24 protein-coding genes are annotated in these 26,182 nt (G+C 34.0%); 17 read left to right on the top strand and 7 right to left on the bottom strand.

The genetic code is table 11. From position 1 onward, the window contains the following. Positions 1-62: 62 nt before the first annotated feature. On the bottom strand, positions 63-404 hold the full coding sequence (locus FNW38_RS07870) for an aminotransferase class V-fold PLP-dependent enzyme (protein WP_143386778.1): 342 nt from the start codon (positions 402-404) through the stop codon (positions 63-65). A 313-nt stretch (positions 405-717) separates the two neighbouring features. Then, positions 718-2,121 (bottom strand): site-specific integrase, encoded by a 1,404-nt coding sequence (locus tag FNW38_RS07865; protein ID WP_143386777.1) that lies wholly within the window; start codon positions 2,119-2,121, stop codon positions 718-720. Positions 2,122-2,656: 535 nt separating this feature from the next. Here FNW38_RS07865 and FNW38_RS07860 point away from each other — a divergent pair. The 12 genes from FNW38_RS07860 (at position 2,657) to ftsY (ending at position 11,016) form a co-directional block, all read left to right on the top strand. Then, a complete protein-coding gene (locus FNW38_RS07860; protein WP_143386776.1) occupies positions 2,657-2,899 on the top strand; it encodes a hypothetical protein in 243 nt (80 codons plus the stop codon). Positions 2,900-2,944: 45 nt separating this feature from the next. Further along, positions 2,945-4,186, top strand: coding sequence for a glycosyltransferase family 2 protein (locus FNW38_RS07855; protein WP_143386775.1), 1,242 nt, complete (start codon positions 2,945-2,947; stop codon positions 4,184-4,186). An 84-nt stretch (positions 4,187-4,270) separates the two neighbouring features. Next, entirely contained in the window at positions 4,271-5,572 is a 1,302-nt protein-coding gene (locus FNW38_RS07850; protein WP_143386774.1) for a dihydrolipoamide acetyltransferase family protein, read from the top strand. A gap of 130 nt (positions 5,573-5,702) precedes the next feature. Next, positions 5,703-6,473: a 3'-5' exonuclease gene (locus tag FNW38_RS07845; RefSeq protein ID WP_143386773.1), complete on the top strand. Its 771-nt coding sequence runs from the start codon at positions 5,703-5,705 to the stop codon at positions 6,471-6,473. A 116-nt stretch (positions 6,474-6,589) separates the two neighbouring features. Beyond that, the gene (locus FNW38_RS07840) at positions 6,590-7,201 is read left to right on the top strand and encodes a fumarylacetoacetate hydrolase family protein (RefSeq protein WP_143386772.1); all 612 of its coding nucleotides are present in this window, start codon (positions 6,590-6,592) and stop codon (positions 7,199-7,201) included. After that, on the top strand, positions 7,201-7,545 hold the full coding sequence (locus tag FNW38_RS07835; RefSeq protein WP_143386771.1) for an Hpt domain-containing protein: 345 nt from the start codon (positions 7,201-7,203) through the stop codon (positions 7,543-7,545). The genes FNW38_RS07840 and FNW38_RS07835 overlap by 1 nt, the downstream gene beginning before the upstream one ends. Before the next feature lie 29 nt (positions 7,546-7,574). Continuing rightward, positions 7,575-7,919, top strand: a complete 345-nt coding sequence (locus FNW38_RS07830; protein WP_143386770.1) for a hypothetical protein — start codon at positions 7,575-7,577, stop codon at positions 7,917-7,919. Between the two features lie 81 nt (positions 7,920-8,000). Continuing rightward, positions 8,001-9,251: a CinA family nicotinamide mononucleotide deamidase-related protein gene (locus FNW38_RS07825; RefSeq protein WP_143386769.1), complete on the top strand. Its 1,251-nt coding sequence runs from the start codon at positions 8,001-8,003 to the stop codon at positions 9,249-9,251. A 75-nt stretch (positions 9,252-9,326) separates the two neighbouring features. After that, on the top strand, positions 9,327-9,563 hold the full coding sequence (gene rpmB, locus FNW38_RS07820) for a 50S ribosomal protein L28 (protein WP_024980263.1): 237 nt from the start codon (positions 9,327-9,329) through the stop codon (positions 9,561-9,563). A 27-nt stretch (positions 9,564-9,590) separates the two neighbouring features. Then, a complete protein-coding gene (rpmG, locus tag FNW38_RS07815; RefSeq protein WP_017495179.1) occupies positions 9,591-9,773 on the top strand; it encodes a 50S ribosomal protein L33 in 183 nt (60 codons plus the stop codon). Positions 9,774-9,782: 9 nt separating this feature from the next. Continuing rightward, on the top strand, positions 9,783-9,935 hold the full coding sequence (locus tag FNW38_RS07810; protein WP_143386768.1) for a DUF4295 domain-containing protein: 153 nt from the start codon (positions 9,783-9,785) through the stop codon (positions 9,933-9,935). Between the two features lie 127 nt (positions 9,936-10,062). Then, positions 10,063-11,016 (top strand): signal recognition particle-docking protein FtsY, encoded by a 954-nt coding sequence (ftsY, locus tag FNW38_RS07805; RefSeq protein ID WP_143386767.1) that lies wholly within the window; start codon positions 10,063-10,065, stop codon positions 11,014-11,016. Between the two features lie 188 nt (positions 11,017-11,204). Here the strand turns inward: ftsY and FNW38_RS07800 are convergent, their stop codons facing one another. After that, complete coding sequence (locus FNW38_RS07800) at positions 11,205-12,281, bottom strand: serine hydrolase domain-containing protein (protein WP_143386766.1); 1,077 nt, start codon at positions 12,279-12,281, stop codon at positions 11,205-11,207. A gap of 253 nt (positions 12,282-12,534) precedes the next feature. On the opposite strand from FNW38_RS07800, the gene FNW38_RS07795 reads away from it, so the two are divergent. After that, positions 12,535-12,978 (top strand): hypothetical protein, encoded by a 444-nt coding sequence (locus FNW38_RS07795; RefSeq protein WP_143386765.1) that lies wholly within the window; start codon positions 12,535-12,537, stop codon positions 12,976-12,978. Further along, positions 12,959-13,255: a DUF721 domain-containing protein gene (locus tag FNW38_RS07790; protein ID WP_035673647.1), complete on the top strand. Its 297-nt coding sequence runs from the start codon at positions 12,959-12,961 to the stop codon at positions 13,253-13,255. Before FNW38_RS07795 ends, FNW38_RS07790 begins: the two co-directional genes overlap by 20 nt. A 251-nt stretch (positions 13,256-13,506) precedes the next feature. On the opposite strand, the gene FNW38_RS07785 is transcribed toward FNW38_RS07790, so the two are convergent. The 4 genes from FNW38_RS07785 to FNW38_RS07770 all read right to left on the bottom strand — a co-directional run bounded on the left by FNW38_RS07785 (position 13,507) and on the right by FNW38_RS07770 (position 21,112). Further along, positions 13,507-13,926: a nucleoside-diphosphate kinase gene (locus tag FNW38_RS07785; RefSeq protein ID WP_113634352.1), complete on the bottom strand. Its 420-nt coding sequence runs from the start codon at positions 13,924-13,926 to the stop codon at positions 13,507-13,509. 109 nt (positions 13,927-14,035) lie between these two features. Next, positions 14,036-15,307, bottom strand: coding sequence for an acyltransferase family protein (locus tag FNW38_RS07780; RefSeq protein WP_143386764.1), 1,272 nt, complete (start codon positions 15,305-15,307; stop codon positions 14,036-14,038). Between the two features lie 33 nt (positions 15,308-15,340). Beyond that, the gene (gene bshC / locus FNW38_RS07775; RefSeq protein ID WP_143386763.1) at positions 15,341-16,966 is read right to left on the bottom strand and encodes a bacillithiol biosynthesis cysteine-adding enzyme BshC; all 1,626 of its coding nucleotides are present in this window, start codon (positions 16,964-16,966) and stop codon (positions 15,341-15,343) included. A gap of 87 nt (positions 16,967-17,053) precedes the next feature. Further along, the gene (locus FNW38_RS07770; protein ID WP_143386762.1) at positions 17,054-21,112 is read right to left on the bottom strand and encodes a DUF7948 domain-containing protein; all 4,059 of its coding nucleotides are present in this window, start codon (positions 21,110-21,112) and stop codon (positions 17,054-17,056) included. A gap of 167 nt (positions 21,113-21,279) precedes the next feature. On the opposite strand from FNW38_RS07770, the gene FNW38_RS07765 reads away from it, so the two are divergent. The 3 genes from FNW38_RS07765 (at position 21,280) to accC (ending at position 25,881) form a co-directional block, all read left to right on the top strand. Then, positions 21,280-23,496, top strand: coding sequence for a B12-binding domain-containing radical SAM protein (locus tag FNW38_RS07765; RefSeq protein WP_143386782.1), 2,217 nt, complete (start codon positions 21,280-21,282; stop codon positions 23,494-23,496). A 345-nt stretch (positions 23,497-23,841) separates the two neighbouring features. Continuing rightward, positions 23,842-24,327 carry an acetyl-CoA carboxylase biotin carboxyl carrier protein subunit gene (locus tag FNW38_RS07760; protein ID WP_143386761.1) on the top strand — a complete coding sequence of 162 codons (486 nt, stop codon included), beginning with the start codon at positions 23,842-23,844 and terminating at the stop codon, positions 24,325-24,327. Positions 24,328-24,429: 102 nt separating this feature from the next. Continuing rightward, positions 24,430-25,881 (top strand): acetyl-CoA carboxylase biotin carboxylase subunit, encoded by a 1,452-nt coding sequence (gene accC, locus FNW38_RS07755; protein ID WP_143386760.1) that lies wholly within the window; start codon positions 24,430-24,432, stop codon positions 25,879-25,881. Positions 25,882-26,182 lie beyond the last annotated feature (301 nt).

Genomic DNA, 26,182 nt, shown 5'->3' with positions numbered 1-26,182 from the left:
CTATTGAAGAATTTAACAATCAAATTAATTACAAAAATGTAGCTTAACTTAATGTGCAGTTTTCATTTGCATATCCAGTCTAAGACTGCACTATGCTCAGTAAGAACTGTAATAATGTGTTTTCCTTTATCCGAGTAATTTTCAACAATTCCCTTTACCGCAATATTAATTGCTTCTGTTGCACCACTTGTAAAAACAATTTCATTAGTTTCTGCTCCAATTAATTCAGCCACTTGATTCCGGGCTTTTTTAACCGCCTCATAAGCGCCAACTCCAAATTGATGTGTACTATTTGCGTTAGCAAAATTATTTGTAAAGAATGGCATCATAGTGTCTAAAACTCTCTGGTCAACAGGAGTTGTAGAATTATTATCGAGATATATTAATCTTTTTTCAGTTCTCATACTTAGTTATGTAGTCAAGTTTCAATTACTTTTAACAAAATTAGGGTAATTTATATTTGACAGTACATTTTGTTAATTTATTTAGATTCAAAATTAGTAAATAATTGCATTCTTTGGTTAAGCTTTGAGACAGAATTAAAAATAGAATTGGAATTTTCCTTAAACTACTAAATTGATAATACCTCACTTAAAAGTTTAAAATCTTTTAATAAAAGGTTCGAATTTTGTAGCATAAGGTTCACCTGTTGGGACTGTAGTTACAGTCTGGTTGAAAGATATATCTTATAAATATAATCAAGGCAGTGTATGGTATTTAATTAAATGTATACAGTTTTGAAGATTTAATTTTGCTAATCCAATTGACTTCTTCAACAAACATTTTGGCTTTGTCTAGCATATCTCTCCTGTCATAAATGTGTACGCTTGAAGAACTGCTTTTTTTTGCTGGATGCGTAACATAGCTTATGACTTTTTCGGAGAGTCTTAGTAATGATAGATTACTAACAAAAGAACTTCGCAAGTTATGAGTACTGAACAAATGGCTATTTTCAATTTCAACTGATTTTAGTACTTTTCGGATGTTATTATTGAGATTGGTTAATGCAATATTGGAAAAATCAGGAAAAGTATCGTCGTTTTTTTTAATAATTTTTAATGCTGTTGAGAATAAAGGTGTATAGCATTCTGTTCCGGTTTTAGCTTGAATTGTATGTATGTAGTAAAAAATATTTGTATTCTCATTACATATTTGAATTGTTCGACCTTTTGCTTCTTGCATTGACTGTAAACGCATGCCGGTTTGGCTAGCTATGAGTATATACTTTTTTGCTAATTCTAAATATTTTGAAGTAGGTACATATTCTATTATTTTAAGAATATCATTTTCTTTGAGAAATGCTTCCGTTTTTTCAGACTTATTTTTTTCTGCTACATTAATTAGATTGGTGTCTGTCAAATCCAATGGAATTTTGATGCCTTGTTTTTTAGCAACCTTGCAAAGTTGTATAAAATATGTTTGGTATGCTTTTAAGGTGTTTGTTGCAAATGCTTTTTTTTCCTTTTGTTGATAGCTATCTATTTTAATTTTACCAGTCCTAATGTCATTAACTACTTCCCAGATTTCTCGATAAAGTTCTTCATTGAGTTTTTCAAATGTTAATTTAATTTTTTTAGCTTCTTGATAACGTTTTATGATGGGAATAAGATTTCTATATGAGTTGATAGTTGTGTCTTTAACTTCATCTTTGCGAGCACTCCCAATTAGATTTTCCAGGTGGCTAATATGAACATTAAGAAAATTTAATATAACGAACGTTTCTTCGGGTTTTCTTTTTTCTCTACCGCTAATAGAAAGTAAATAGTTTTTAACTTCTTCAGCGCTTGGTTCTTGATTTTTAAAGTGGGTTGCAGCTGTTTCTATATTTGATTCAAAATCGGTTATTTTATTTCTAAATAATTTATTATACTTTTCATTTGCTTTAACTGTGGCTGGATCATAAACAAAATTAAATGCACCTCTTTTTTCGCGTACAATTCCGAAGTATTTCGGTAAAACTGATACCTCTAATGAGTATTGAAATTTTTTGTATTTGATTATACCATCTACTTTATTCGCAAATGCTCCGCTGATTTCTGCCAATACCAATTCAGGGCTAGTGCGCTCATCCAAAGATTTACTTTTAGCTTTGAGTTTATATCTGTAGGTCAGTGCTTTCATAAAAGCAAAGTTACAAATTTAAAGTTAAGAGGTCTCTAATTAGGTCTCTAATTTTATGATAAAAGATGAAATATACTGATAAATAATGATTAATTTATTTTTTTTATTTTAAGCTTATGCCTTGTTTTACAGTGGTTAAGGCTGTTTTTAGTGGGTTTGCAGATTATGAGATATGTTTTCAACAGATAAGTAATTCACTTTGTAGGGTATGAGTTATAAATTATAAGATATGAATTCGTTACGAAACATAACTTTTTTGCAAAAGTAATTCATTTACACCAAGTTTCAAGTTTTTGTGGTTCAAGTAATGTTAAAACTAAAAACTTTAGGCTAATTTTTAGGAGCGAAAGATTTGGTTTTATCTGGAAATATCGTTCCCGCTGTCATTCTAATCTTTCTAGTCCTGAACTTGTTTCAGGATCCTGAAACAAGTTCAGGACTAGAAAGGATTTTCCCTTCCATCGGGGCTAAGGAGAAACATGTTTTTTAATTTTCAATAAAATAACGTAAATTTGAGTAGTTAAAAATTTGTATCATGAAAACGGAGACTTTAAAAATCAACATTACGCAAAGAATCTTAAATATTAACGACAATAAGGTCCTTAGTAAAATAGCAAAACTTCTTGATGAAGAAAATATTGTTGGTTATGACGCAGATGGAAACCCAATTTCCGAAAAAGAATATACAAAGGACATTCACGAGGCTTTACATCAATTGAGTCAAGGGAAGTTAGAAACTTATTCGAGCGAAGAAGTGAAAAGAAAAATAGTAGGATAATTTTCTAATTTTCTAATTGGCAAATTTTCTAATTATATTTGCTCAATGCAACTATCCGTCATCATCCTTAATTATAATGTCCGCTTTTTTTTAGAGCAATGTATTTTAAGCGTTCAAAGTGCGTTAGAAACTATTGACGGCGAAATTATTGTAATCGATAATAATTCTCCCGATGATAGTTGTGAAATGATGAAAAAGCGTTTCCCAAACGTAAAACTCATTCAAAACAATGAAAATTCAGGTTTTCCAAAAGGTAATAATATAGGAGTTGCTCAAGCTCAAGGCGAATACATTTGCATTCTCAATCCAGATACCGTTGTCGCCGAAGATACGTTTGTGAAAGTATTGGCTTTCGCAAGATTGCTTCATTCTTCGCAATTAAACGATTCAATGGGAATTATAGGGTGTAAACTCATTGATGGCACCGGAAATTTTCTGCCCGAAAGCAAACGTGGCGTTCCAACACCTTGGGTCGCTTTTACCAAAATCACAGGTTTGTACAAATTGTTTCCATCCCGTCCCGAGACTTCGGGATCGAGGACAAGAATATTCGGGAAGTATTATGCGCAGCATTTAAGGGAAAACGAAACGGGAAAAGTAGACATTCTCGTGGGGGCTTTTATGTTCATGAAAAGGGACTTATATCTTGAGGTAGGCGGGTTTGATGAAGATTGTTTCATGTATTCAGACGATATTGATTTGTCGTATAGGATGTTGCAAAAAGGGAAATTCAATTATTATTTCCATGAAACCACCGTAATTCATTATAAAGGAGAAAGTACCATTAAAGACGAAACGTATATGAAGCGGTTTCAGGAAGCGATGCATTTTTTTTATAAAAAGCATTTTAATCCTCGATCCCGAAGCCTCGGGACGGGATCGATACTGTTCACCATTTTTATGAAAGTAGGAATTGTCTTTTTTTCTTTTGCAAAAATGTTTCAAGGAAAATCTACAATAAAAAGGACTCCAAAATCATATCTGTTGTATTCGGCTAACCAAAAAATAGCGGATAAACTCAGTTTAGTTTTGCAAAAAAAAGTGTCATTTCACGATTTAAAAACAGAAAAAATGGTAATTTCGTGTTCGCTAAGAAACGGGGATGGAACCGAAATTATTTTGGATAACGAATTCGTTTCTTTCAAAGAAAGTATCGCAATTCTCGAATCTTCAAGAAATAAGTCCCGAAGCGTCGGGATTACCTTTAAAATTATACCAAAAAACGCTAATTTTTTAATTGGAAGTAACAATAGTAACGAGAGAGGTGAGATTATAGAAATAGAGTAAAAAATTACATTTAATGTAATTTATATTTAAAATATTTAGTAATTTCGCAAATTGAAAATCAAAATCACCTTTTAGGTTAACAATATGGCAAGATTTGAATTAAAGCTTCCAAAAATGGGAGAAAGCGTTGCAGAAGCGACCATTACAAATTGGTTGAAACAAGTTGGAGACAAAATTGAAGCCGATGAAGCGGTACTCGAGATTGCTACTGATAAAGTCGATAGCGAAGTACCAAGTGAAGTTTCGGGTGTTTTAGTGGAACAATTGTTTGGTAAAGATGATTTGGTTCAGGTAGGGCAAACTATTGCCATTATTGAAACCGATAGCGCAGCTGTTACTAAGACAGTACAAGAAGTTGCAACTCCGGTAGAAGTTGCAGTAATTGAAAAAACAGTTGAAGCAGCCAAGGAAGCGGTTGCAGTTCCAGCAGATTTCTCAAATTCTGAAAAATTCTTATCGCCTTTGGTGAAAAATATAGCCAAAGAGGAAGGCGTTTCTGTTGCAGAACTTGAAGCGATTTCTGGAACTGGAAAAGAAGGAAGAGTTACTAAAAATGATATTTTAGAGTACCTAAAAAATAGAACAAGCCAACCTGTTGTTTCAGCTCCTGTTGCAGCTGTTCAAAAAACAGTTTCAGCTCCAGTTGCTCAAAAAGCAGCTCCGGTATCGGTAAGTGGTGGCGATGAAATCATAGAAATGGACAGAATGCGCAAGCTAATTGCGGGTTATATGGTCGCTTCGGTACAAACATCGGCTCACGTTCAGTCGTTTATCGAAGTCGATGTGACGAATATTGTAAAATGGAGAGAGAAACATAAAAATGCTTTCGAAAAGAGAGAAGGAGAGAAGTTGACTTATACTCCAATTTTCATGGAAGCAGTAGCAAAAGCTTTAAAGGATTTTCCTGGAATGAATATTTCTGTAGATGGTGATTTTATTATCAAGAAGAAAAACATCAACCTTGGAATGGCAGCGTCATTGCCAAACGGAAATTTAATTGTTCCAGTAATTAAAAATGCGGATCAACTGAATTTAGTTGGAATGGCAAAAGCAGTAAACGATTTAGGAGGCCGTGCAAAAGCTGGAAAACTAAAACCAGACGATACGCAAGGCGGAACATATACGGTTACGAATGTGGGGACTTTTGGAAGTGTTTTTGGTACGCCAATTATCAATCAACCGCAAGTGGGGATTTTAGCATTGGGAGCCATCCGTAAAATGCCGGCAGTAATCGAAACGTCTGAAGGTGATTTCATCGGTATTCGTCAGAAAATGTTCTTGTCTCACAGTTACGATCATAGAGTGGTAGATGGAGCATTAGGAGGAAGTTTTGTGAAACGAGTAGCGGAATATCTTGAAGCTTTTGATATCGACAGAGATTTTTAAAATTATACAAATAGATTTAGACCCGACTAGTTTTTAAAAATTAGTCGGGTTTTCTTTTTTTGATATTTTCTGGAACTTTAAACTAAATTAAACCCAAATATCTATATTTGTACTTATACAAAATTTAAAAATGGAACTTAAACTCAATAAGCCAATTTGCTTTTTCGATCTTGAAACCACAGGAATTGATATCGGAAAAGATAGAATTGTAGAAATCTCAATATTCAAAGTTTTTCCAAACGGAAATAAGGAAAGTAAAACTTGGTTGGTGAATCCAACCATTCCAATTCCACCACAAACAACCGCTGTTCATGGAATCACGGATGAAAAAGTGGCGAATGAACCTACTTTTAATGAATTAGCCGTGCAAGTTTATAATATGATTAAAGACAGCGATTTGGCTGGATTTAATTCAGATCGATTTGATATTCCGTTATTGGCAGAAGAAATGTTACGTGCCGGAGTAGATTTTGATATGAAAAACAGAGTTTCAGTAGATGTGCAAACCGTTTTTCATAAAATGGAAGAACGTACATTAGGCGCAGCACACAAATTTTATTGTGGGAAAACGCTTGAAAATGCGCATTCTGCCGAAGCGGATACCATGGCGACTTACGAAATATTAAAAGCGCAACTGGACCGTTATCCTGAATTGGAAAACGATATGAAATCATTATCGGAATTCACTACAAGAAAGAAAATTGCTGATTTTGCCGGAATGATTGCTTTTGATAAAGATAATGAGGAAATTTTTGCTTTTGGAAAACATAAAGGAGTGAAAGTCGATAAAATTCTGGAAACTGAACCAGGTTATTTCAGTTGGATACAAAATGCTGATTTTCCTTTGTATACCAAAAAAGTTTTAACGGCAATTAAACTTCGAAAGCTAAACACGAAATAGTGTTCAGTGTTCAGTTTTTTAGTGTTCAGTTGAAAAACTGCTCTGAAAAACTGTATACTGATGATTTTTTTAAAACTGACCACTGATCACTTTTTTAAACACTGAATACTAATAATATGAAAATAATCTGCATCGGTAGAAATTATACCAATCATATAGAGGAATTGCACAACGAAAGACCAACAGAACCGGTGGTTTTTATGAAACCGGATTCAGCTGTTTTATTAAAGCAACATCCGTTTGTAATACCGGAATTTTCGGAAGATGTTCACCATGAAATTGAAATTATTGTCAAAATAAATAAGGTTGGTAAATACATCGAGCCTAAGTTTGCCCATAAATATTATGACGAAATTAGTGTGGGAATTGATTTTACCGCACGTGATTTGCAAGATAAATTAAAAGCTAAAGGTTTACCTTGGGAAAAAGCCAAAGCATTTGATGGCTCGGCGGTTATAGGAGAATTTTTACCGAAAAATCAATTTAGTTCATTAGAAAATATTACTTTTGAATTAACCAACAATAATAAAACGGTACAAATAGGTAATTCTAATCTTATGTTGTGGAAAATTGATGAGCTAATTTCGCATGTTTCTCAGTTTTTTACCTTAAAGATTGGTGATATTATTTTTACGGGAACTCCAGAAGGAGTAGCTGCCGTAAAGCCAGATGACGTTTTAGAAGGGTTTTTAGAAGGACAACAACTATTTAGAATACAAGTAAAATAATGGCTATAAATTACAACCTTTCAAAAGTGTACGCACTTTCAGACAACGATGCGGAATTTGTTAATGAAATTTTGACTTTGTTTGTTACCGAAGTTCCAGACGATTTATTGCAAATCAAAGAAGGAATAAAAAAGAAAGACCATAAGCATGCTTATGCTTATGCGCACAAAATAAAACCAACGCTGGATTTAATGGGTCTAAATGTGGCTTTCGAAGAAATTCTTCAAATCGAAGCCTGGACTAAAGCCGAAGGCAAAAAGAAAGATATCAAAGAGACTTTTAAGAGCGTAAAGAATCAAGTCAACGATGCTATCAAAGAGATCAAAAAAGACTTTGATTTGTAATACTGAAAATTTAATCTCAAAATTTATCGATGTCTAATGTTATTAAAGTAAAATTCCAAAATCACTTTAAGTTATATATTCTTTTTCAAGATAAAATTGTTTTTGAAAGTGAATTAATTAACAAAGAAATTGATTTTTATGAAGATTACGACAATCAACCTGTAAACGGAGATAATATAAGATATTTTTTATTAGATAGTGATAAAGAAAAAATCGATTTACTACTCAAAGAAGCTAAAATAGTTGGGAGTACAGAAACTATAGCAATTTCGGATTTTCGTCAGCAAAGAAAAATCCAATATTTATATTTAAAAGCAATATTTTTGGTTGTGCTCATTATGGTTTTGATCATTTTATGGGATAAATATTTTTAAAATCTAAGTTTGAATGTTGAATGATGATTAACGAATGTTGATTTCAGAACGAAATCCCAAATCTCCAACCTAAATCAAAAAATGAAAGCAACCATAGTTACTATAGGTGACGAAATTTTAATAGGCCAAATTGTCGATACGAATTCTGGATTTATTGCAAAATCGTTAGACAAAATTGGTGTTGAAATCAATGAAATGATTTCGATAAGCGACGATAAAAAACACATTTTAGATACGTTTTTGACCCTTCAAAACACAGTTGATTTGGTTATTATTACCGGTGGTTTAGGGCCCACAAAAGATGATGTTACCAAAAAAACATTTTGTGATTATTTTGAAGATGAATTGATTGTTGATCAGGAAGTCCTAGCTCATGTTACGCAGCTTATAGAGGGTTTTTATAAACGAACAATTACCCAAATCAACAAGGATCAGGCACTGGTTCCGTCAAAATGCACGGTGCTTCACAATCAGGTAGGTACAGCGCCTGGCATGTGGATGAAAAAAGAAAATACCGTTTTTATTTCGCTTCCCGGAGTCCCTTATGAAATGAAATATTTAGTGGAACATGAAATAATCCCAAAAGTTGTCCGAGAATACAAACGCCCTTATATTATTCACAAAACAATTCTTACCTACGGTCAAGGCGAAAGTCTAGTGGCCGAGCGAATTGAAGATTGGGAAAATAACCTTCCTGAATTCATTAAATTGGCTTATTTACCAAGTCCGGGGAAAGTGCGTTTGCGTCTTTCGGCTCGAGGTACCGATAAAGAAAAATTAGAGGCTGCTATTGAGAAAAATGTAAGTTCGCTGGATGCAATAATCCATGATATTATCGTTGGTTTTGAGGATGATGAAACCTTAGAGGTTGTAGTAGGAAAAATACTGACAAAACAAAATAAAACCATTTCAACTGCCGAAAGTTGCACAGGAGGAAAAATCGCTGAAGTTTTGACTTCGGTTTCAGGTTCTTCCAAATATTTTAAAGGGAGTGTGGTTTCGTACGCGACAGAGGTTAAAATTAACGTTTTGGGTATTCCGGAAAGCCTCATAAAAGAGCATTCTGTTGTGAGTAGGGAAGTAGTTTCGGCGATGGCTTTAAGTGTAAAACGAATCATGAAAACGGATTATGCAATTGCTGCAACTGGAAACGCAGGACCGTTAAAAGGGGATTCAAATGCTGAGGTTGGAACAGTTTTTATCGCATTGGCGACACCGAGTGAAGTAATTGTTGAAGAATTTAATTTTGGTCAACCCCGTGAAAAAGTGATAGATAGAGCGGTAATTAAAAGTTTAGAGCTATTACAGAAAGAAATTTTGAAAAATGTGTAATATTTTCTTTGCTTAATAGGTTTATTTTTCTTTTCTTTGCACCCTGATTTTGAATAACGATAAAAGATAAGTATAATGTCAAGAGTTTGTGACCTTACAGGTAAAAGAGCGATGGTAGGAAATAACGTTTCTCACGCTATGAACAAAACTAAGAGAAAATTTTCTGTAAACTTAGTTAAAAAGCGTTTTTATCTTCCAGAAGAAGATAGATGGATTACTCTAAGAGTAGCTGCATCTACGATAAAAACAATTAATAAAAATGGAATCGCTGCAGTTTTGAAAAAAGCGCAGTCAGAAGGATTTATTAAATAATCCCTTCCAAAATAAAAAAATAGCAAGATGGCAAAGAAAGGTAATAGAATCCAGGTAATTTTAGAATGTACTGAACACAAAACATCAGGTGTTGCAGGGACTTCAAGATACATAACAACAAAGAACAAAAAAAATACTCCGGACAGATTAGAGATTAAAAAATTTAATCCAATCTTGAAACGTGTAACTGTTCATAAAGAAATTAAATAATAATTAGTCATGGCAAAGAAAACAGTAGCATCGTTACAGACATCTTCTAAGAGATTATCAAAAGCCATTAAAATGGTGAAATCTCCAGTAACAGGAGCATATACATTCGTAGAATCTATTATGACTCCAGAAGCAGTTGATGAATTCTTGAAAAAGAAATAATTCATAAGCATATTATATAGAAAAGCTACTTTCATTCGGAAGTAGCTTTTTTATTTTTTATATTTACCGTCAGAAAATAGTATTGAGTTATTTTACTTTATACTTCATTCTTAATACTATTTATAAAATGAGTTTTTTTAAAAGAATATTTTCTTCCGAGAAAAAAGAAACATTAGACAAAGGTCTTGAAAAATCAAAAACAAATTTCTTTTCGAAGTTAACTAAAGCTGTCGCCGGAAAGTCAAAAGTTGATGATGAAGTTTTAGATAATTTAGAGGAAATCCTTGTTGCCTCAGATGTTGGTGTGAATACCACATTGAAAATAATCACCCGAATCGAAAACCGTGTTGCCTCAGATAAATACCTGGGTATTGAGGAACTCAATCAAATACTGCGTGAAGAAATCGCCGCTTTATTATCGGAGACCAACTCAGGTGAAGCAACTGAATTTGTAATTCCGACTCAAACAAAACCTTATGTTTTAATGGTGGTAGGTGTAAATGGAGTTGGGAAAACCACCACTATTGGTAAATTAGCGTATCAATTCAAAAAAGCAGGCTATAAAGTGGTTTTAGGTGCAGCGGATACTTTTCGTGCCGCAGCCATCGATCAACTGCAAATTTGGGCGGATAGAGTGGGTGTTCCTATAGTAAGACAAAATATGGGGAGTGATCCTGCTTCTGTAGCTTTTGATACTTTACAATCGGCGGTGGCACAAGATGCCGATATTGTCATTATTGATACTGCAGGACGTTTGCACAATAAAGTGAATTTAATGAACGAATTGACCAAAGTAAAACGAGTGATGCAAAAAGTGGTTGCTGATGCGCCACACGACGTATTATTGGTTTTGGATGGTTCAACCGGTCAAAATGCTTTTGAACAAGCCAAACAATTTACTGCCGCTACAGAGGTTACTTGTTTAGCCGTAACCAAACTGGACGGAACTGCCAAAGGTGGAGTTGTCATTGGGATTTCAGATCAATTTCAAATTCCGGTAAAATATATAGGTGTAGGTGAAGGAATTGAGGATTTGCAGGTTTTTAATAAATATGAGTTTGTAGATAGTTTTTTTAAATAATAATTTGATAATGAATTTTTCTTCTTTAAAAAATATACCTCCGATGTATCTTTATTTAGTGAGCATCATTTCCTTAGTATTGGCTAATCTTATCAGAGATAAAAGTATTGGTTTCTATTATTTTTTGTTGGTAATTGGTTTGGTTTTCTTTGTTTTAGGTTTTATGAAACGATTGAAAACGAAGTAGATTACTGATACAATGCACTAATTTTCTCCCATAGCGTTTCATCAAAATCGGATAAAGCCAGATTGACATTATCGGCAGCATCTCCGATTCTGATTACGACCATTTTCTTGCTTGGAATGACATAGATTTTTTGGTCATTTTTCCCCAAAGCCATAAACATATCGTTTGGTGCAGATGGTATAATACTTCCGGGAATCGTAAGTTGTGATTGGGGTAAATGGTAACTGGTTTTTCCGTTGAGCCACCATAAATAACCGTATCCAAGGTTTATGTTTTGAGAAGTAGTTGTTGCTTCGTTGAAATAGGTTTCGTTTAGAATAACGTTGTTGTCCCACTTTCCTTTGTTGTACATCAATAAACCAAAACGTGCCATACTTCGCGTGGTACTTCCGTAAACAGAATTATTTCCAGACTGGAACCAAGCGCCATCCATTCCTATTTTGTCTCTTAATTTTGCATTGAAATAAGTGCTCCAAGTTTGACTGGAAGCTTGTGCAATAACATCTTGTAATTTTACATACACATTATGATAGGCCCATCGCGTTCCTGCATCGGCTTTGTACTGCAGACTTGCCGGAGAGACATCATCGCCATTAGCAATGTCCTCGATACCAGAAGTCATGGTGAGTAAGTTTTTGCAGGTAATTAGATTTTCTTTGGCTAATGTTTCACTTGTCCAACCAGTTCCAATGTATTGTGAAACTTTATTGTTGATATTCAATAAACCTTCTTGTTGCGCGATCCCCGTTAGTGTTGCTGTCAATGTTTTTCCGGCGCTTGCCCAATACCAATTGGTCGTTGCTGAATGCCCATTGAAATAATTTTCCAATACAATTCTGCCATTCACTAGAATAATGAAGCCTTTGGAGTGTTTCAGTTCTAAATAATCCAAAAGTGGCTGAACAGCGGTTTGTTTCCAACCCAAACTTGCAATTGATTTTGTTTCCCAAGTTGTACCTGTTAACGAAGGAAAGTATAGCGTTTCTGTTGGTGTAGGAGTGGGAGTTGGGTCAGCAGATTCTGAACTGCAACTCATGCACAAAAACGCGAAAAGCAGGCTGTAGATTGTTTTTAACATGTTCTGGCTATTTGTAGGGTAAGACCAAAAATATAGAAAATAGTTTAATGTGTTTTAAATTTTTTGTTTTTGTTTGAATTTATTAAGTTTAACTTTGTCCTTGGAATAAAGCTTCTTTTTAATGCGAATGCCATAGCCCTGATGGAAGCGGCATCCTTTCCCGTCCTGAACTTGTTTCATGATCCTGAAACAAGTTCAGGACGGGAAAGATATAGCGGACAGCAGGAAATAGCTCCTAAAAAATAAATTAAATATGAAAAACACATTCTGCATTCTTTTTATAGCACTCTTTTTTGTGGCTTGTCAGCAAAAGATAAAGCCTGCCGATGTTGAGAAATTAAATGGATATTGGGAAATCGAGAAGGTTACTTTTGAGAAGGAAAAAGATAAGGATTATAACATAAATGAAAGTTATGATTATTTCAAAATTGACAAAAATAATAAAGGAATTCGGAAGAAAGTGATGCCGCAATTAGACGGGACTTTTTTGGTGAATGATGCTTATGAAAACGTGACGATACGATTCAAAGACGATAAAGTTTATATTGATTATTCGACTCCTTTTACGAAATGGAGTGAGGAATTAATCACTTTGACGGATGGTGAATTAGTGTTGCTGAATACAGAGAAAAAGGAATATCATTACAAGAAAACGGGACCAATAAATTTAGTGGGCGATGGCAAAAAGGTTAAATAATCAAAGTACGATAGGGGATGTTTTGAAACAAATTATCCAAGTGAACAAATTACAACCCGGAATGGACCAGATTGACGTTAAAGACGCATGGAAAAATCTTATGGGGAACGGTGTGAATAGTTATACTAATAATGTGGTTTTGAAAGGAAGTACGTTGTATGTGGAGCTAACTTCGTCAGTATTAAGGGAAGAATTAAGTCATGGAAGATCAAAAATTGTTGCCATGATTAACGAGGAACTTCGTCGTGATGTGGTTAAAGATGTTGTTTTGAGATAGTTTTTAAGTATTCAGTGTTCAGTTTTTAGTGTTCAGTTGTGATTGTAAATAAAAAAGATGCTTACCAGTAGAATTCATATTTAACATAAATAATAACATAGATTTCCAATATAACAGAATGCTTAATTTGTGAAAAATTATTGAAATTTGTGTCAAAAAAAAATCCCGTTTCATTTTTGAACGGGATTTTCTATTTTTTTTGGTTTTCAGTTTTAATCTGTGACTGAACACTAAAAACTGAACACTGAATACTAGAACTGCTCTCTTCCAGCAAAATGGAAAGCACCTTCGATAGCTGCATTTTCATCGCTATCAGAACCGTGAACTGCATTTTCTCCAATAGAAGTAGCGTATGCTTTGCGGATTGTACCTTCAGCAGCTTCAGCAGGATTTGTAGCACCAATTAAAGTTCTGAAATCTTCAACAGCGTTATCTTTTTCTAAAATTGCAGCAACAATTGGTCCTCTTGACATGAATTCCACTAATTCACCATAAAATGGTCTTGCAGCGTGAACTTCATAAAATGCTTGAGCATCAGCTACAGTTAATTGTGTTAATTTCAAAGAAACGATTTTGAAACCTGCATTGGTAATCATCGCCAAAATATTTCCGATGTGTCCGTTAGCAACAGCATCAGGCTTAATCATTGTAAAAGTTCTATTCGTAGCCATTTTTTGTATTTTTATATTTGGGTGCAAAAGTAGACTTTTTTATGTGTTTAATTTAATAAAGCGCCAATTAAAAGGTGTTTATTTATGATTAATACGAATTTTTAAAAATTTAAACCTTAAAGATTAATTTATGTTTATAAAACAGTCCTAAAATGAAAGACCAAATCGTTACATAAATTAAAGCACCAGCTAAAGAAGCCGTCATCGGATTATTGAAAAAGGGTGCAATCCAAAAGCTATAAAGATAGTTTTGAAGATTGATTTGCTCGGAAGGAATTTCTGGATTTTGAAATTGAATCATTTCCAACCCTTGCGGAATGATCTCTGTAAAGAAGAAGACAATCATGGGATTTACACCCCAAATAAGAAATAACTTGGTCCATTTTTTATAATTTGCGATATCAATAACATAATAAAAAAGAATTAAAGAAAGTATTGCTAAACCTGATGTATATAAAACAAACGAGCTGGTCCACAGTGATTTGTTTAAAGGAAATGCAATAGACCATAAAAGCGCTACAAGGATTAGGCTGATTCCTGCGATTCCCATTTTTTTTGCAATTTCAATCTTTGGCAAAGGACGATTGAGCAATTGTCCAGTAAGTAGTCCAATTATTCCGGAAGCAATTGCGGGTATGGTACTTAGAATTCCTTCCGGATCCCAAGTTTTTGTTACTGCCCACACATGATCTTTTAATAAAACTCCATCCATCCAAGACGCTAAATTAGTGCCTTTTTCAAGGTTTGCTAATCCAATTCCAGGAACTGGCACCAGTGTCATTATTCCCCAATATCCTAATAAAATCGTTGAAGCTACTATAAGTTGTGTTTTTTGAGTAGTTTTTAAATACAAAAGAGTTATTACAAAATATACAATTCCAATGCGTTGTAAAACGCCTGGAAGTCTCACGTCGTGATAGGCTTCAATTCCGCTAAAAGCCAGAAATACATACGCACCAAGTATTGAAAGCATCAAATAGGTTTTGTTTTTTAAAGAAAAATTACCCATTAGTGCATAACCCACTCCAATTGTAATGGCTAACCGTCCTATCAATAAAGGAATTCCTTCCAGTCCGAAGAGTTGTATTTTTCCAAAAAAATTAAAGAATACTCCTAAACAAAACATACGTAGTGAACGAACCATTATTTTATTGAAAGTGGTGCTGTCAAAAGTTTTAGTAGGCATTGCAAATGAAACCGCCACGCCCATAATGAAAATAAAGAACGGAAAAACCAAATCAGTAGGAGTGCAGCCATTCCAATCAGAGTGTAATAAAGGAGGGTAAACCGTGTCCCAGTTTCCGGGATTGTTGACAATTGTCATTAATAAAATTGTAAATCCTCGAAATACATCAAGTGAAATTAAGCGTTCTTTGGTCATTCTTTTTTTTGTAGTTAAATTTTTTTAAAGCTTTTATGGAAGTATAATAATATCAAAATTACACTCTAAAGGTTTTAATTGATTTATTAATTTAGGAATTAAACGCTCTCCGTTTTCTAAATAGAATTCCGAAAAATTAGCTTGACGTTCCTGTAAACTTTGGTTAGGAAACAATTCGTTTTGCAATTCAGTGATGCGTTGCAATACATCGCTCAATTTTCTTTTTTGTGCTTTCAGCAAACGTTTTTCCAGATTTTCCAATCCTTTTATTTGCTTTACTTCTTGCGCTTTTACAGCTCCAGCGAAAGATTCATCCGTTTGATTTACAATTTCATGAAGTGCTCGGAATTGTTTTTGCAATTGTTCTTTTAAATTGGTTAAATCGATTGGAAATTCAGAAAATTGTTTGGTTTTACTGTTTACTAAATCTGCTTGTTTTGAAAATAAATCTTTCCAGATTAAGTCCAGTTTATCTGCCTTTTTTCCTTGTTTTTCGGTTGCTAATAACACTGAATTTCTTAGTAAAAGCATTGGAAAAGTCACTTTTGCAGAAGCAAAAAATGATTTCAATTCCAGCCAATACGCAATTTCTCCACCTCCGCCAATGTAACATAAATTGGGTAATATTACTTCCTGATACAACGGACGCATAATCACGTTAGGACTGAATTTTTCAGGATGGTTTTCCAAAAGTGTTAGAATTTCCGTTTCCGAAAATTCAATTTTAGTATGGTTTACTTTGTATTTCCCGTTTTCAAATAGAATACGTTCACGTAAATTATCCTCGATATAAAACAAATTGATTTCACGAGGATTTACTTGAATGGTGTAGTCTTTTAGTTTCTCGGCAGTTTCAAGTACTAATGGATGAGAAGACTGGTGCAGCAATTCTTCTTTTACAAAAGGAACAAAGTTGCGTTTTAAATCTTGATTATCAGCGTCAAGAATAACTAAGCCATACGTTCCAAAAAGTACATTAGCTAAATGTCTTGTGGCATCGGCTAGATTGTCATGTTTGATGTAAGAGTCCTCAAATAATTTTTTTATGGTGTTTGCATTCAAACTTGAACCAATTTCTAGTGCAAATATTTCAAGAAATTCATCCAAACCTTCAGTGGATAATCTCCCAACAGGACCGGTACTTTCTCTGTTCCAGTGGAATTTTTTCCCTTTAAAATTAAAATAATTGATTTCTTCAAAATCATGGTCTTCGGTTGCCATCCAATAAATGGGAACAAAGTTATACGTTGGATATTTCGCTTTTAATTCGGTGGTCAAATTAATAGTCGAAATGATTTTATACAAGAAATATAAAGGACCACTGAATAAATTTAATTGATGTCCTGTAGTAACGGTAAATGTATTTGTGTTGCCTAAAGCGTTAATATTTTGTTTGGTCAAAACCGTAGTTTCAACATTTAAGTATTGTTTTTGTAAAACGGAAACCAAAACACTTCTTTTATTTATTTCGACTCCCTCTCCTTCGGGGAGGGTTGGGGAGGGGAAATTAGTTTGCTTCTCCTGAATTTGTGCTTCAAAGTTTTCAAGCGTTGGGAACCTGTTGTATAAGGATTGTAAGTTTGTCTTTTGGTCTAAATAATCATTCATCAAAGGAGAGAAATACCCGGAATTTTGATAGCTGATACAGTCGGTTGGCATATTTTTGAGGTTCTAAATTTGACGCTAAAGTAAGAAAAAGTAAAGTTATGTTTTTTTGGTTTATGAAATGTTTGGGAAAAAGGAATTCTATCGTTTTAAACTAAAATGGCCTTTGTATTCTTTTCCATTAGCTCTTGTTACTACAAACCAATAATCTGTAGCAGGAAGTTCATGACCATTGACAGTTCCATCCCAACCGATATTATTCTGTAATTCTGTAATGAATTTTCCATAACGGTCAAATATTTTAACGGTTAGACCCATCTCAAAATCTGAAAATTTGATTTCCCAACGGTCATTATATCCATCTCCGTTTGGGGTAAAGAATTTTGGATACATCAACAAATAGACTTCGTTGGTTACAGTTCCACAACCATTTTTGTCTCTAACAGAAACGGTATATTGTCCATTAATGATGTTCGAAAATTGATTGCTATCCTGAAAATGAATGCCGTCAATGGAGTATTCAAAATCACCTGTACCAGTTACATAAACTATTATGATGTTTTGATTATCTGTCCAGTCTTGGGTGTCAACAGAAGTAATTGTGGCGATAGTTGATTTTTTTACTTTAAAGTTCTTTGTAGTCGAACAAGAAATTGAACTGTAATTATTAGTAACGGTTATGGAAAAATCGCCAGGATTCGTAACAATTATGGACTGAGTAGTAGCACCGTTTGACCACAAATAACTATTGAAACCTATACCGGCATCAATTGTAATTGTATTATTCTCACAAATGGGAACAATATCTTGGATTGAAATTATAGGTTTAGATAAAAGGATTAGTTTTAATTCAACAATTGCATAACAAGGGGTATTCGAATTGATACGAACGTAGATTTTAGTGACGCCTAAAGTCAAGTTGTAATTTGAAATAGTAATTATTTGATTGGTTGCGGATTCATTTTCGGCGCCAGAAAAAGTCGTATAATAAACAAAATTATAATCAGTAGGATTTGAAATCAACTTTGAATTATAATCTGATAAATTCACTTTCTCGGAACCATCATTTAAATCATCACAAAATAAATCGGCATAATTATTTGCGGGTAAAGTGCTTATTAAGGAAACGGTAATAACTAGTCTTGTTGTGCTTTCACATCCACTCATAGTTTGCGACGCATAATAAGTCATTCCATCTTGTAAAGGAGTTGAATTAGATAAAAGAACACCAGTACTATTATACCATTTTATTGTAGTTCCCGAAACTACAATAGTATCTAAAGTTGGATTCTGACTCGTGCAAAAAGTTTGTATTGCATTTCCTGTTGGAGCAGGGGTATTTTGGATATTGATTAGTATAGGAGTTCTTTTGCTTTCACAGCCATTAATAGTTTGTGAAGCATAATAAGTGATGCCGTTTTGGAGTGGAGTTGTATTGAATAAAATTGTTCCTGAAGTTAAAGTATCATACCATTTTATATTTTGTCCTGTAATTGCAATATTATTGATTGTTGCATTTTGTTGGATGCAGAACGATTGGGTAGAAGTTGCAGTTGGTAAGGGTTGATTATTAATTGTAATGGTTTGGTTTTGTGTTGATGTGTTTCCATTTCCATCATTGTATTTCCAAATAACGGTATACGTTCCTGATAAGCTATACGAAAGCGGACTTGAGGTAGTTGCTGTAATTGCTCCGGCACAACTATCCGTTGCTGTTGGTATTGTTGTAATTATTGTATTGCAGTCACCATTTATTGATGGAAGAATTGAAAGATCAGGAATAGGGGATTCAATATCTCCAACAATTACATTAATATCATAACTTTTTTGGCAACTACAATTATCACTAACGATTAAATTATAAGTACCTTGATTTGCAATTGTTACATTATTTATTGACGGATTTTGTAAATTACTAGTAAACCCATTTGGACCGGTCCAAGAATAATTATAACCAGAATCTACGTTAAAGGTTAATTTATTTCCCAAACAAATGGGCGAATTGCTCACAGGATTTACATTAATGTTACAGTTATTCTCTTCTGAAAATTTAATTAAATAGAAATTTCTACTTCCTAAAATAGTTGGTTGATAGGAATTTGAATCTGCTATTCCATTATTTTGACTCGCAGTTCCTCCGATAATAATATTGTTATTTTCAAAACAAATTTTATTTTCTGAATATTGGTCAAATCCGCCGACATAAGTACCTAGCACTAAATTTCCTGTTTTAGTAAATTTTCCTATATAACCTTCAGCAAATCCATTTTTTTTGTACGCGCAAGAAGTTGTTATTGAGGTGTCAATCCCCCCCATTCCTCCAATATAGATAAAATTATTTTTGAAAATTATAGAATATATTTTAGCTCCAGTTCCTATATAAGTACCCCAAATTCGCTTACCATTTGGGTCTAATTTTGCTAAAAAACCAGTTTCAGTCCATTGATTAAAATCATCAAAACTTCCAGAAGAAGCAATATTATCGTCATTATCAGTACCCCAAGTTTCTCCTCCAATGTAAACATTGTTTTCGTTATCAATGTCAATAGCTTTTATATTATTTCCTGAGCCATAGTAAGTACTCCAAACCCTGTTCCCATCTAATGTAAATTTATAAACACTTCCGTTGACAGTATTTTTATAATTGTTTTCCTGAAAAGTACCAGGTGTAGATATATAATTCAAACTGAAAGTCTTTCCTCCTAAAACTATATAGTCTGATGCTATTTTAATGGTTTCGAGATAATCACTATTTTCACCACCGATATAGGTACTCCAAATAATATTACCATTTGAATTAAATTTAGATAAAAAACCGTCAAAACTTGAATGAAATTGATTTCCGTCTTGGTTTAATAAAGTTTGAAAATTATTATTAATTGAAATTCCAGAATAACTCCTCGTATAACCCACAATATAAATATTATTGTTACTGTCGATATCAATATCAGATGCACCATCTCCTTCATTCCCTCCAAAATAAGTGGACCAAATTCTAGTTCCTGAAGGGGTGAATTTAGCTAAAAATACATCATCTTCATTTCCTGAAAAATTGGATTTGTAAGAACCATTAGAAGAAATGTTTGTTTTACTGGACGTTACTCCAGTAATGATAATATTATTTTGGGTGTCAACTTTCAGTCCATTAATTTTGTCCCAACTTTCGCCACCATAAAATGTTCCCCAAAGGCGATTACCTGAGGAGCTAAATTTGGCAATTATTCCATCATACATTATTGTTGTTGGATTACCAATGGATGTTTGATGTGCTCCTGATGTAGCGTAACTGCTGGAAGGACTTGCCGTATATCCTGTGAAATAAATATTTCCAAAACTATCCGTTCCTATATCGGTAAAACTTAGATTATTAATATTCATTTCGTCTCCATAAAAAGTCCCCCATAACTTCACAGGAACCGGGTCAATAATTACGGTTTTATTAGAAATGGGATTTGCTGTTTCAAATCCATAAACGTCTTTTTTAATTTTGGTATAACCAACACTAATTTCCTTTTTACTCACTCCGTCTTCCGTCCAACTGGCGGGAAGGGTTTCTTCCATTTCACCAAAACGAACATTCAATCGGATTTTATTGTCAACTAAATCGGTTTTAGCACCATTAAATTTTAATTGAATATCCGATATTTTACCTTTGGGATGTACCACAAAATTATATTCCACCGTTTTTAAAGTATCTTTTGGAATGGAAAATACCACATCAATATTTGGGTAAATATTCTTGTAGGTTATTTGTTGGTATTGATGCACGTTAACAATACCCTCAGGTTTATTAGGCACATTGTAATAATTGTCATAATCTTTTGATGTCTCCGCAGTAACTAATTCTACGTTGGGATTAGCATTAACAAAATCGATGTCTATTCTATGAAAAACATATTCTAACGTGTACTCAGGAGTTTTGTCTTTATTATTTTCTAAAGGAGAAGAAGTAAGTTTTTCTTCTTTGGGATGTTTTATTGGATGCTTTTTTGTTTCATAAATGTCATACGAAAAGCCATTCTTTTTTAGCTGAACATTTAATCCTTTTGAGTTTAGTAGATACTTTACCGCCGTATTCGGTTTTCCTTTTTGATCAATAATTTGACCTTTATTTTCTTTAAAACCAATTGATTGATTTTTATTTTGGGCAAATAATGGAGCAATGATTAATAAAAAAAGGAAGAGTAATTTATGTTTCATGGAAATGATTTAAACAAGCGTAAATGTAATTAAATATCTACAAATTACATAAAAATTGAAAAGGACTATATTTTATATTTGAATCCAAAGAATAAATAAAAATGTACCCTTTTACTTTTGTGGAAAGAACAGAATTATCCCTTATTTTTGCACCAAACTTATTCCTTTTGAAAACCAAACTATTCCTCATTACGCCTCCTTTTACCCAACTGAATACACCGTATCCGGCAACTGCATACATCAAAGGGTTTCTGAATACTAAAAATATTGAGTCTGTTCAGGCCGATTTGGGTATCGAAGTGATTTTGAAATTGTTTTCGAAAGAAGGACTTTTAAATTTGTTTAAAGTTTCAGGTTTAAAGTTTAAAGTTCCGAATCATACGATTTCAGATAATTCAAAACGTATTTGTGCTTTACAAGACGAATATCTAAAAACTATTGATCCTGTAATTGCTTTTTTACAAGGAAAAAATCCAACATTGGCACTTCAAATTTGTCAGGAAGATTTCTTGCCGGAAGCATCTCGATTTGCACAATTGGAAGAATTGGATTGGGCTTTCGGAACGATGGGAACACAGGATAAAGCGAAACATTTGGCCACTTTGTTTCTCGAAGATATTTCGGATTTTATTGTGGAATGCGTTGATGCTAATTTTGGATTCAGCCGATATGCAGAACGTTTGGGACGAAGTGCGAATTCTTTTGACGAATTGTACGAAGCTCTGCAACAAGAACCAACGTATATTGATAACATACTTCTTTCGATTCTAAAAGAAAGAATCGAAACGATTCAACCTACCTTATTCCTGATTTCAGTTCCGTTTCCAGGGAATTTATATTCGGCTTTTCGTTCCGCACAATGGGTGAAAAAATACCATCCAAATATCAAGATTTCAATGGGCGGCGGTTTCCCGAATACCGAATTGCGTTCGTTATCTGATACTCGTGTATTTGAGTTCTTTGATTTTATTACGTTGGATGATGGCGAAATGCCAATAGAATTACTATGTAATTTGGTTTCGAATCCCCCTCCTTTGGAGGGGTTAGGGGAGGTTAAACGAACTTTTCTGTTGGAAGACGGAAAAGTCGTTTATAAAAATAATTCCCTAAAACAAGATTACAAACAATCGCAAGTCGGTACGCCTGATTATTCGGATTTGTTGTTGGATAAATATATTTCGGTTATCGAAATTGTGAATCCAATGCACCGCATGTGGAGTGACGGACGCTGGAACAAACTCACCATGGCGCACGGCTGCTATTGGGGTAAATGTACGTTTTGCGATATTTCTTTAGATTATATAAAAGTGTATGAACCCATTGCCGCCAGTTTATTGTGCGATCGAATGGAAGAAATGATTGCTCAAACAGGCGAAAACGGATTTCATTTTGTAGATGAAGCAGCTCCACCGGCTTTGATGCGGGCGCTGGCTCTCGAAATCCTTCGAAGAAAATTAGCCGTGACGTGGTGGACGAACATTCGATTCGAAAAAAGCTTTACCAAAGATTTGTGTTTGCTTTTAAAAGCTTCCGGCTGTATCGCTGTTTCAGGCGGCCTCGAAGTCGCTTCCGATAGATTATTGAAATTAATAGATAAAGGCGTAACGGTGGAACAAGTCGCCAAAGTCACCCGAAATTTCACTGAAGCTGGTGTAATGGTTCATGCGTATTTGATGTACGGTTATCCTACACAAACCATTCATGAGACCGTGGACAGTCTCGAAATGGTGCGGCAATTATTTGAAGTTGGCGTGTTGCAATCCGGGTTTTGGCATCAGTTTGCGATGACGGCGCACAGTCCCGTTGGCTTATATCCTGAGAAATTTGGTGTGGTAAAAGAAACCGAAATCTTGGGGACTTTCGCCAATAACGACATTAATTATACTGATTCAACTGGAATCGATCACGATAAATTTAGTTTTGGACTCAAGAAATCTTTGTTCAATTTTATGCACGGAATCTGTTTTGATTATGAGTTACAGGATTGGTTTGAATTTAAAATTCCAAAGACTAAAATTTCACCAGATTTTATATTCGATGCATTACAAGAAGATGATGATTTCAATAGTAAACCCACGGCCAAAATTGTTTGGTTAGGAGGGAAGCCATTTATAGAGCATTTTACTAAATCTAAAAAAGGGAATTCCTGGGAGCTGATGACGTTAACTTTCCACGATAAAAAAGAAAGTTTCTCCATTCAAACCAATAAAAACGAAGGGGAATGGTTGGTCGAGATACTTCAGAAAATCTCGGTTTCGAATGCTAAAATCTACACGTTTCAAGAAATAAAAATCGATTTTGAAACACAACGGGAAGACTTTGAATTGTTTTGGTACTCAAAACCAATTAAAACCCTAAGAGAATTCGGATTATTAGTGTTGTAAAAGTATTGTCGAGTTATTTACATAAAAATTTCAGATATTTTTAACCATGTAAGAAATTGAAGTTCATATAATTTGAACCGAACATTAGCTTAAATGTACTTATATTCCTTATGTGGTTGTCAGAAAAAAGCATGATGCTTTAATTCTCTAAAAAAGGGGTAGAATAATTTAATGTTAGATTCTATATGTTTTTTGTGCGTATACTTATTTTTTTATTTTTTTTATTTAAGTAAGTCTTACTATTTATTTTTATATAACGATATCAAATTAGCATAAAACTTTTATTTTTCGATTACGAAAACGTTTTCTTTACTTATTTTTACAACCAATTAAATAAATACACGTATGAGTATTGGTTATAAAGTGAATGTAAATGATACTTTTCATTTTGATATAGAAAAGGAAAGTATTTCGCAACTGGATGCAGTTAGTGTGGAAGCTAATAAATTTCATATACTACATCAAAATACCCCTTATAAAGCGGAAATCCTAACTTCTGATTTTCTTCAAAAAAGCTATACGATAAAGGTGAATAACAACACCTACGTTGTGGCAATTTCAAATTCTTTGGATATTCTTATCAAAGAAATGGGTTTCGAAGTGGGGCTTACCAAACAAGTCAATTTTATCAAAGCACCGATGCCCGGATTGATTTTAGAAATCAGTGTGGTAGTAGGGCAAACTGTAAAAGAGAACGACAACCTAATTATTTTGGGTGCCATGAAAATGGAAAACAGTTTTCTTTCTCCTCGTGACGGCGTTATCAAAACGATTTCGGTAATGATGGGAGATGCAGTAGATAAAGGACAGTTATTAATTGAATTCGAATAGAGAAAAAAGATAATAGAGTATAGAAAATAGATAAATAAACAAGAATTTTCGCCTCTTTGTTCTAGCAGTGAAACGGTCTTTATTCTTTTAGTCTTATTAAATATGAAAAAATTATTAGTTGCCAATAGAGGGGAAATTGCCATTAGGGTGATGAAAACCGCACAAAAAATGGGTATTAAAACCGTGGCAGTATATTCAACTGCCGACAGAAATGCACCTCACGTAAAATTTGCTGATGAAGCCGTTTGGATTGGAGAAGCACCTTCGAGCCAGTCCTATTTGTTAGGTAGTAAAATCATTGAAGTGGCCAAATCTTTAAACGTGGATGCGATTCATCCCGGTTATGGATTTTTAAGTGAAAATGCTGATTTTGCCGAAGAAGCAGAAAAAAATGACATCATCTTTATAGGTCCCAAGTCGAAAGCGATAAAAATCATGGGAAGTAAATTAGCGGCCAAAGATGCCGTTAAGCAATACAATATCCCAATGGTTCCCGGTTTTGACGAAGCCATAACTGATGTAGAAAAAGCAAAAGTCGTTGCCAAAGAAATTGGTTTTCCCATTTTAATTAAAGCTTCAGCAGGTGGCGGTGGAAAGGGAATGCGTGTGGTAGAAAGTGAAGCGGATTTTGAATCCCAAATGGATAGAGCGATTAGTGAAGCAATTTCTGCTTTTGGAGATGGTTCCGTTTTTATCGAAAAATATGTAGGCTCGCCAAGACATATTGAAATTCAAGTTATGGCGGATAGTCATGGTAATGTGTTGTATTTATTCGAAAGAGAATGCAGCATCCAGCGTCGTCACCAAAAAGTGATAGAAGAAGCGCCTTCTTCGGTTTTAACACCGGAATTGCGTAAAAAAATGGGAGAAGCTGCCGTTTTGGTAGCTAAATCCTGTGATTATTTAGGAGCCGGAACAGTCGAATTTTTATTGGACGAAAACAATAATTTTTACTTCTTGGAGATGAACACCCGTTTGCAAGTGGAACATCCCGTTACGGAATGGATTACAGGAACCGATTTAGTCGAATTGCAAATCAGAGTGGCAAGAGGAGAAGCATTGACAATCAAGCAAGACCATTTGAAAATAAAAGGGCACGCCATGGAATTGCGTGTGTATGCCGAGGATCCGATGAATGATTTTCTACCAAGTGTGGGTCATTTGGATGTGTATCAATTGCCAGAAGGCGAAGGTGTTCGTGTGGATAACGGTTTTGAACAAGGCATGGATATTCCGATTTATTACGATCCCATGTTGGCCAAATTAATCACCTATGGCGAAACCCGTGAAGAGGCGATTCAAATTATGCTCAAAGCCATCGAAGATTATCAGGTGGAAGGTGTGCAGACGACCTTGCCTTTTGGGAAATTTGTTTTTGAACACGAGGCGTTTCGTTCCGGGAAATTTGACACGCATTTCGTAAAGAACTATTACAATGCCGATGTATTGAAAAACCAAATGGCGCAAGAAGCCGAAATCGCTGCTTTGGTAGCGTTGAAACAGTATTTTGAAGATCAAAAAATCGTACGCTTACCGAATGAAAAAATTATTTGAACCATTAAGGAATTAAGTCTTAATTTTCTTAATGCCTTTATATAAAATCGGGGTATTCACTTTTAAAATGAACTATTTCTTAATCTGTAAGAAAAGTTATGTTTTAATGTTTTTCACTTTGAATTTGCGTAAATCTGCTAAATCTGCGTGAAAAAATAGGCACGCTGATTTAGCAGATTTTACAAACTCGTAATGAAAATTCTTAAAAGCGAATGCCTTGATATAAAATGGTTTTTATTCCGTTCATTAAGAATTTTTAATAAATAATAAACAGCTCAATAGACACAAGAAGGTTACTAAA

The sequence above is a fragment of the Flavobacterium gawalongense genome, from assembly GCF_007097265.1.
In the GTDB taxonomy this organism is placed as follows: domain Bacteria; phylum Bacteroidota; class Bacteroidia; order Flavobacteriales; family Flavobacteriaceae; genus Flavobacterium; species Flavobacterium gawalongense.
The sequence above is the reverse complement of the archived record's forward strand: the minus strand, read 5'-3'. Positions and strand labels throughout refer to the sequence as shown.